Source organism: Guyparkeria sp. SB14A, from assembly GCF_005096345.1.
GTDB lineage: Bacteria > Pseudomonadota > Gammaproteobacteria > Halothiobacillales > Halothiobacillaceae > Guyparkeria > Guyparkeria hydrothermalis.
The window spans coordinates 26,219-32,534 of sequence record NZ_SWAW01000022.1 but is presented as its reverse complement, the minus strand read 5'-3'; the positions used below and the strand labels follow the sequence as shown (position 1 = coordinate 32,534).

The following is a 6,316-nucleotide window of genomic DNA, read 5'->3' as shown; positions in this document are numbered from 1 at the left end:
CTCGACGGGGGCCCGGTCGGGCCGCCCGCCGCAAGGACTGCCACTCGCCCCGGCTCACGCCCGGCCAGCCCTCGCCGGCGAGGAAACAGGGCGTGGCCTGCACGAGCACCAGCCGCGTTGGCCTGAGACTGCCACGACGCACGGCCTCCAGTAGGAGCGACCCACCAAGCGACCAACCCACCCAGACCGCTGGCTCGGCGGCAAACGCCGCCCCCTCGCCGTGACCCGGCTCGAGCCAGCCCGAGGCAAACGACGACCAGTCGAACGAAACGACCTCCGTGACGGCCAACTGTCGAACGAGCGGATCGAACACGCCCGCCGGGAATGACCAGCCGGCGACCAGCCCGACGCGCGCCGCCCGCGGTGCCGGGGCGTCGCTCATCGCCTCCCGCCCCGTCGCCCCGCCGGCAGACGACCGATCGCCCGGCCCGGCACCGCGGTTTGCGGGCAGGCGTGTCGACCGTGATAATGGCGACCCCACTCAAACCCCGGATTCAGCAATTGACTGCCCTCGACTGGCCCCTTCTACTCATCATCGCCGTCGCCGCCTACCTGGTGGGCTCGTTGTCCACCGGAGTGATCACGGCGCGCCTGCTGGGACTGCCGGACCCGCGCTGCGGGCGGTCGCAACCCCGGCGCCACCAACGTCCTGCGCCTGGGCGGGAAAAAGGCGGCCATTGTCACGTTAGTGGGCGATCTCCTCAAGGGCCTGGCCCCGGTACTCGTCGCGGGCCTCGCCGTCGACGGCGCCTCGCAGCAGGCCGCAATGGGCACGGCCGGTCTGTTCGCCTTCCTTGGCCACCTGTTCCCGGTGTTCTTCGGCTTCAAGGGCGGCAAGGGGGTCGCGACGGCCGCCGGGGCGATCCTTGCGATGGCGCCGGTCATCGGCCTGGTCGCCATCGTGGGCTGGCTGAGCACGGCCTGGGCCACGCGCTACTCCTCGCTGTCCGCGTTGTTCGCCGCGGTGGTGGCCGCGACGCTGGCCACCTTTCTCGCGCCGCCCTTCATTGCGTTGGCCATCTCGCTGATGGCGCTGCTGCTGATCCTGCGCCACCACGGCAACATCCGCCGACTGGTCCGCGGCGAGGAACCGCGCATCGGCGAAAAGCCCGAATAAGTCAGGACACGGCCGCAGCGGCAGGACACCCCGGCACCCTGAGCTCTGCCAGGGGCCATCGCGCCCGGACACGGAAGCCCGGCGCCGGGTCCCGCTCGCCGGCCACCAGCCGCCGGTAACCGGCCAGCGCGATCATTGCGGCGTTGTCGGTACAGAGCTCGATGGCCGGGAAATGCACCACCCCGCCCCGTTCGTCCATCATGCCGGCCAGCCGACGCCGCAGCGGTCGATTGGCCGCCACCCCGCCGGCGACTACCAGACGATTCAATCCGGTCTGCTCGAGCGCCCGCTTGAGCTTGATCTCGAGCGTGTCGATCACCGTGCGCTCGAAGGAGGCGGCGACGTCTTCAAAGGCACACCCGGCGGCGATGGCATTGGCCACCGCGGTCTTCAGCCCGCTGAAACTCAGGTCCAGACCGGGCCGGTTGACCATCGGCCGGGTAAAGGCCACCGCGCCTGGATCGCCCTGCTCGGCCAGTCGCGACAGGGCCGCGCCGCCGGGGTAGCCAAGCCCCATCAGCTTGGCCGACTTGTCGAAGGCTTCGCCGATCGCGTCATCGATGCTCTCGCCCAAGAGCCGGTAGTCGCCGACCTCGCGCACCTCGATCAACTGGCTGTGCCCGCCGGACACCAGCAGCGCCAGGAACGGGAACGACGGCGGATCCTCGCCCAAGAGCGGCGCCAGAATGTGTCCCTCGAGGTGATTCACACCCAGCGCCGGCAATCCACGGCTGGCGGCCAGACCCTTGGCGAACGCCGCCCCCGTCATCAAGGCGCCCGCTAGGCCCGGGCCGGCGGTGTACGCCACCGCATCGATGGCATCGAGGTCGAGACCGGCGTCGGCGAGCGTCGTGCGGGTCAACCCCGGCAGCCGGCGCATGTGATCGCGGGCGGCCAGTTCCGGCACCACCCCGCCGTAGTCGGCATGCACGTCGGTCTGGGAATGGACGCGATGGGCCAGCAACCGATCTCGGCCACCATCGAAGATGGCGACGGCGGTCTCGTCACAGGAACTCTCGATTGCCAGTACGCGCACGCGCGGGACTCCTTTAATTGTAGGTAAGCGGGTGATCGTCGTGGCTACAGGCCAATCCGGACGGGCGAGCGCCGCGGCATTTGCCTCTTGCACACCTCGGGCAACGCTTTATACTACAACACCTTTTATTTTGGGCCGCGTGGGTCCGAAGCCAAACATTTCAGTTTCAAATCAACGAGGTGGAACGCATTCATGCCTTCTGTACGTGTTCGGGAAAATGAGCCTTTCGAGGTAGCAGTTCGTCGTTTCAAGCGCTCCTGCGAGAAAGCCGGCATCATCAGCGAGATGCGCGAGCGCGAGTACTACGAAAAGCCGACGGCCGCCCGCAAGCGCAAGGCTGCGGCTGCCGTGAAGCGCAACCAGAAGCGCCTCGCGAAGGAACAAGCGCGTCGCGTTCGTCTGTACTGATCGAGCTTGTGACGGCGACTTCCGCATGAGCACGATCAAGGCGCGACTGACCGCCGACATGAAAACGGCCATGAAGAGCGGCGAGAAGTCGCGTCTGGCCACGATCCGCATGCTGATCGCCGCGATCAAGCAGCGGGAGATCGATGAACGCCGGGAGGTCTCGGAAGACGAGGCCATGGCGATCCTGACCAAGCAGGCCAAGCAGCGCCGCGAGTCGATCGCCCAGTACGAGTCCGCCGGCCGCGACGACCTCAAGGCCGTCGAGGAAGCGGAACTGGCGATCATCGAAACCTACCTACCTCAGCCGCTGTCCCCCGAGGAAATCGAGGCCGCGGTGGCCGAGATCATCGCCGCCGAGCAGGCCACCGACCTGAGCCAGATGGGGGCCGTGATGAAAACGGCCCGCGAACGCCTGGCCGGCCGTGCCGACATGGCCGCCGTCAGCCAGGCTGTCCGCTCCCGCCTCTCGGCCTGAGCCACGGGGATCGCCCCGGGCCGCGGTCCGCCCAGCCGGACCCCTCCCGGGCACCGCGTTGATCCGAACCATCAATTCGAGAACGAGCCATGGGCGAGACTTTCCAGTTCCTGAACGTGCCGCGACGCGACCCGGAGACCACTCCCGCCGAGGAGCGCGTCCAACAGTTCAACGAGATCTACGGCCAATTCACGCCGGAGCACGCGGCTGAGCAGTCCGATCGCTGCCTGGAGTGCGGCAATCCGTACTGCGAGTGGAAATGCCCGGTCCACAACTACATCCCCAACTGGCTCAAGCTGATCGCCGAGGGCAACCTGCTCGAGGCCGCGGAGATGGCGCACAAGACCAACTCCCTGCCCGAGGTCTGCGGCCGCGTCTGCCCGCAGGACCGCCTCTGCGAGGGCGCCTGCACCCTGAACGACGGCTTCGGCGCGGTCACCATCGGCTCGGTCGAGAAGTACATCGCCGACGAAGCCTTCAAGATGGGCTGGCGCCCGGACATGTCCGACGTGGTGCCCACCGACAAGCGCGTCGCCGTGATTGGCGCCGGGCCGGCCGGCCTGGGCTGCGCCGACATCCTGGCGCGCCACGGCGTCAAGGCGGTGGTCTTCGATCGCCACCCGCAGATCGGTGGCCTGATCACCTTCGGCATCCCGTCGTTCAAGCTCGAGAAACACGTGATGCAGACGCGTCGCGAGATCTTCGAGGGCATGGGGATCGAATTCCGCCTCAACACCGAGGTCGGCAAGGACATCACCATCGACGACATCCTCGAGGAGTTCGACGCGGTGTTCATGGGCATGGGCGCCTACAACGCCATGCAAGGCGGCTTCCCCGGCGAGGACCTCGAGGGCGTGCACGCCTCGCTGCCGTTCCTGATCGGCAACACCAACCACCTGCTCGACTTCGGCGGCGACTACCCCTACATCAGCGTCAAGGACAAGCGTGTGGTGGTCCTCGGCGGTGGCGACACGGCCATGGACTGCACCCGCACCTCGCTGCGCCAGGGCGCGGCCAAGGTGACCACGGTCTATCGCCGCGACGAAGACAACATGCCCGGCTCGCGCCGCGAGGTGAAGAACGCCCGCGAGGAAGGGGCGCACTTCATGTTCAACCTCCAGCCGGTCGAGATTCTCGGCGAGGGCGGCCAGGTCACCGGCGTGAAGTTCGTCGAGACCCGCCTGGGCGAGCCGGACGAGCGCGGTCGCCGTCGTCCGGTGGCCATCGAGGGCTCCGAGCAGGTGGTCGAGGCCGACGCGGTGTTGATCGCCTTCGGCTTCCGTCCCTCCCCGGCCGACTGGTTCGAGAACCAGAAGATCGAGCTCGACCCCAGCGGCCGCGTGATGGTTCACAAGGACCAGAACAAGCCGGAATTCCAGACCAGCAACCCCAAGATCTTTGCTGGCGGCGACATGGTGCGCGGCGCGGATCTCGTGGTCACCGCCGTCTTCGAGGGACGCAACGCGGCCTTCGGCATCCTCGACTACCTGGACGTATAAGCTTCATGACCGCTCCGCTGCAGAACGATCGCCTGTTACGCGCACTGGCGCGCCAACCCGTCGATCGCACCCCGATTTGGATCATGCGCCAGGCGGGTCGCTACCTGCCGGAATACCGCGCCACGCGTGAACGTGCCGGCAGCTTCATGGACCTGTGCCGCTCGGCCGATCTGGCCTGCGAGGTCACCCTCCAGCCGCTGGAGCGATACGACCTCGACGCGGCCATCCTGTTCTCGGACATCCTGACCATCCCGGATGCCATGGGCCTGGGATTGAAGTTCGTCGCCGGCGAAGGCCCCGTGTTTGAGCGCCCGGTGCGCAGCGCGGCGGACATCGCCCGCCTGCCCAAGCCGGACATGGGATCGGATCTGGGCTACGTCATGAACGCCGTCTCCACGATCCGCAAGGCGCTCAACGGCCGCGTCCCGCTGATCGGTTTTACCGGCAGCCCGTGGACACTGGCGACCTACATGGTCGAGGGTGGTGGCACCAAGGACTTCGCCAAGGTCAAGGGACTGGTCTATAGCGATCCGAAGGCGGCCCATGACCTGCTTGGCCGACTCGCCGACGCCGTGACCGACTACCTCAACGCCCAGATCGAGGCCGGCGCGCAGTCGCTGATGGTGTTCGACACCTGGGGGGGGCGTGCTCGCACCACACGACTACCGCGATTTCTCGCTGCAATACATGCAGCGCATCGTCGACGGCCTGCAGCGCGAACGTCCGGACGGCAGCTACGTCCCGGTCACCCTGTTCACCAAGGGCGGCGGCCAGTGGGCGCACTGGATCGCGGACACCGGCGCCGACGGCATCGGCCTGGACTGGACGGTGACGCTGGACGCGATCCGCAACCGCGTCGGCGACCGCGTTGCCCTGCAGGGCAACCTCGACCCGAGCGTGCTCTACGCCCCGGACGAGGTGATCGAGCGCGAGGTGGCCCGCATCCTCGAGGAATTCGGCCCCCACCCCGGTCACGTCTTCAACCTCGGCCACGGCATTCATCAGCACGTGAATCCCGACAAGGTCAAGGTGCTGGTCGACGCGGTACATCGCCTCAGCGCCCGCGGCTGACGACGCGACCATCCGCGAGTGATCGAGAAAAGCCCCCGGCATCGCCGGGGCTTTTGCGTTGAAGCATCCAGTCAGCCGGCCCCTGCCGGCCGAGCTCAGTGCGCCGCCATCGGCCCTTCCTGCATCAATGCCTCGAGTTGCTGGCGCGAGGCGCGGCGCAGCTTGCCGCCACCCGGGGCGAGCGGCGCCTCGCGCAACCCCGCCTCCGGGAAGACCTCGAGCACGAAGTGATCGTCGCCCGCGCCGAAGGCAAACACCGACACTCGCTCGCTGCGCCCGTCCCGGTACTGGTAGCTCGTCTCGGATTCCTCGAACGGAATGTCGTGACCCAGCAAGCACTCGATGACCTGCTCGGGCGTGGCGGCGAACAGTTGCAGCACGATGGGTGAATAGGCGTCGGCCGTGCCGGTGAGCACCTCGCCCACCAGGCGCGGGCGAAACGCCGCGAAGAAGGTCATGGCCTCGAGTGCCGCCTGCCGCAGCGCGGCGAGCTGGTCCTGCTGCTCGGGGCGGAACGTCGCCTGGTACTGGCTCAGCTCGAGCTCGAGGCGGTCCAGGTCGGCGGCACGAAAACGCGGGTCCAGTGATTCGCCCAGCTCCTCGGCGGCGGCTCGCAATGACTCGCCGCGCGACTGCCCCGGCGCGTCGGCCGCATGGCGCGCGGCACGGCGCAGCAGTTCCAGTGATGCGGGCCCCATGTGCTCTCGCTC

General features: G+C 67.9%; 5 protein-coding genes and 3 pseudogenes. 5 read left to right on the top strand and 3 right to left on the bottom strand.

Annotated elements, in window-relative coordinates; all coding sequences use genetic code 11:
• Nucleotides 1-382 (bottom strand): annotated as a pseudogene (locus FAZ79_RS08840) (hypothetical protein); the annotation flags it as partial.
• An 86-nt stretch (nt 383-468) separates the two neighbouring features.
• Between FAZ79_RS08840 and plsY the strand changes: the two are divergent.
• Nucleotides 469-1,117, top strand: a pseudogene (plsY, locus tag FAZ79_RS08835) (glycerol-3-phosphate 1-O-acyltransferase PlsY).
• 1 nt (nt 1,118) lies between these two features.
• On the opposite strand, the gene tsaD reads toward plsY, so the two are convergent.
• Nucleotides 1,119-2,153, bottom strand: a complete 1,035-nt coding sequence (gene tsaD, locus FAZ79_RS08830) for a tRNA (adenosine(37)-N6)-threonylcarbamoyltransferase complex transferase subunit TsaD (protein WP_136867609.1) — start codon at nt 2,151-2,153, stop codon at nt 1,119-1,121.
• Between the two features lie 192 nt (nt 2,154-2,345).
• On the opposite strand from tsaD, the gene rpsU reads away from it, so the two are divergent.
• The 4 genes and pseudogenes from rpsU (at nt 2,346) to hemE (ending at nt 5,606) form a co-directional block, all read left to right on the top strand.
• Nucleotides 2,346-2,561 carry a 30S ribosomal protein S21 gene (gene rpsU / locus FAZ79_RS08825; RefSeq protein WP_058575314.1) on the top strand — a complete coding sequence of 72 codons (216 nt, stop codon included), beginning with the start codon at nt 2,346-2,348 and terminating at the stop codon, nt 2,559-2,561.
• Between the two features lie 25 nt (nt 2,562-2,586).
• A complete protein-coding gene (locus tag FAZ79_RS08820) occupies nt 2,587-3,036 on the top strand; it encodes a GatB/YqeY domain-containing protein (protein ID WP_136867608.1) in 450 nt (149 codons plus the stop codon).
• 89 nt (nt 3,037-3,125) lie between these two features.
• Nucleotides 3,126-4,535, top strand: coding sequence for an FAD-dependent oxidoreductase (locus tag FAZ79_RS08815; protein ID WP_136867607.1), 1,410 nt, complete (start codon nt 3,126-3,128; stop codon nt 4,533-4,535).
• 5 nt (nt 4,536-4,540) lie between these two features.
• A pseudogene (gene hemE, locus FAZ79_RS08810) lies at nt 4,541-5,606 on the top strand (uroporphyrinogen decarboxylase).
• A 95-nt stretch (nt 5,607-5,701) separates the two neighbouring features.
• On the opposite strand, the gene FAZ79_RS08805 reads toward hemE, so the two are convergent.
• The gene (locus FAZ79_RS08805; protein ID WP_136867606.1) at nt 5,702-6,304 is read right to left on the bottom strand and encodes a hypothetical protein; all 603 of its coding nucleotides are present in this window, start codon (nt 6,302-6,304) and stop codon (nt 5,702-5,704) included.
• Nucleotides 6,305-6,316 lie beyond the last annotated feature (12 nt).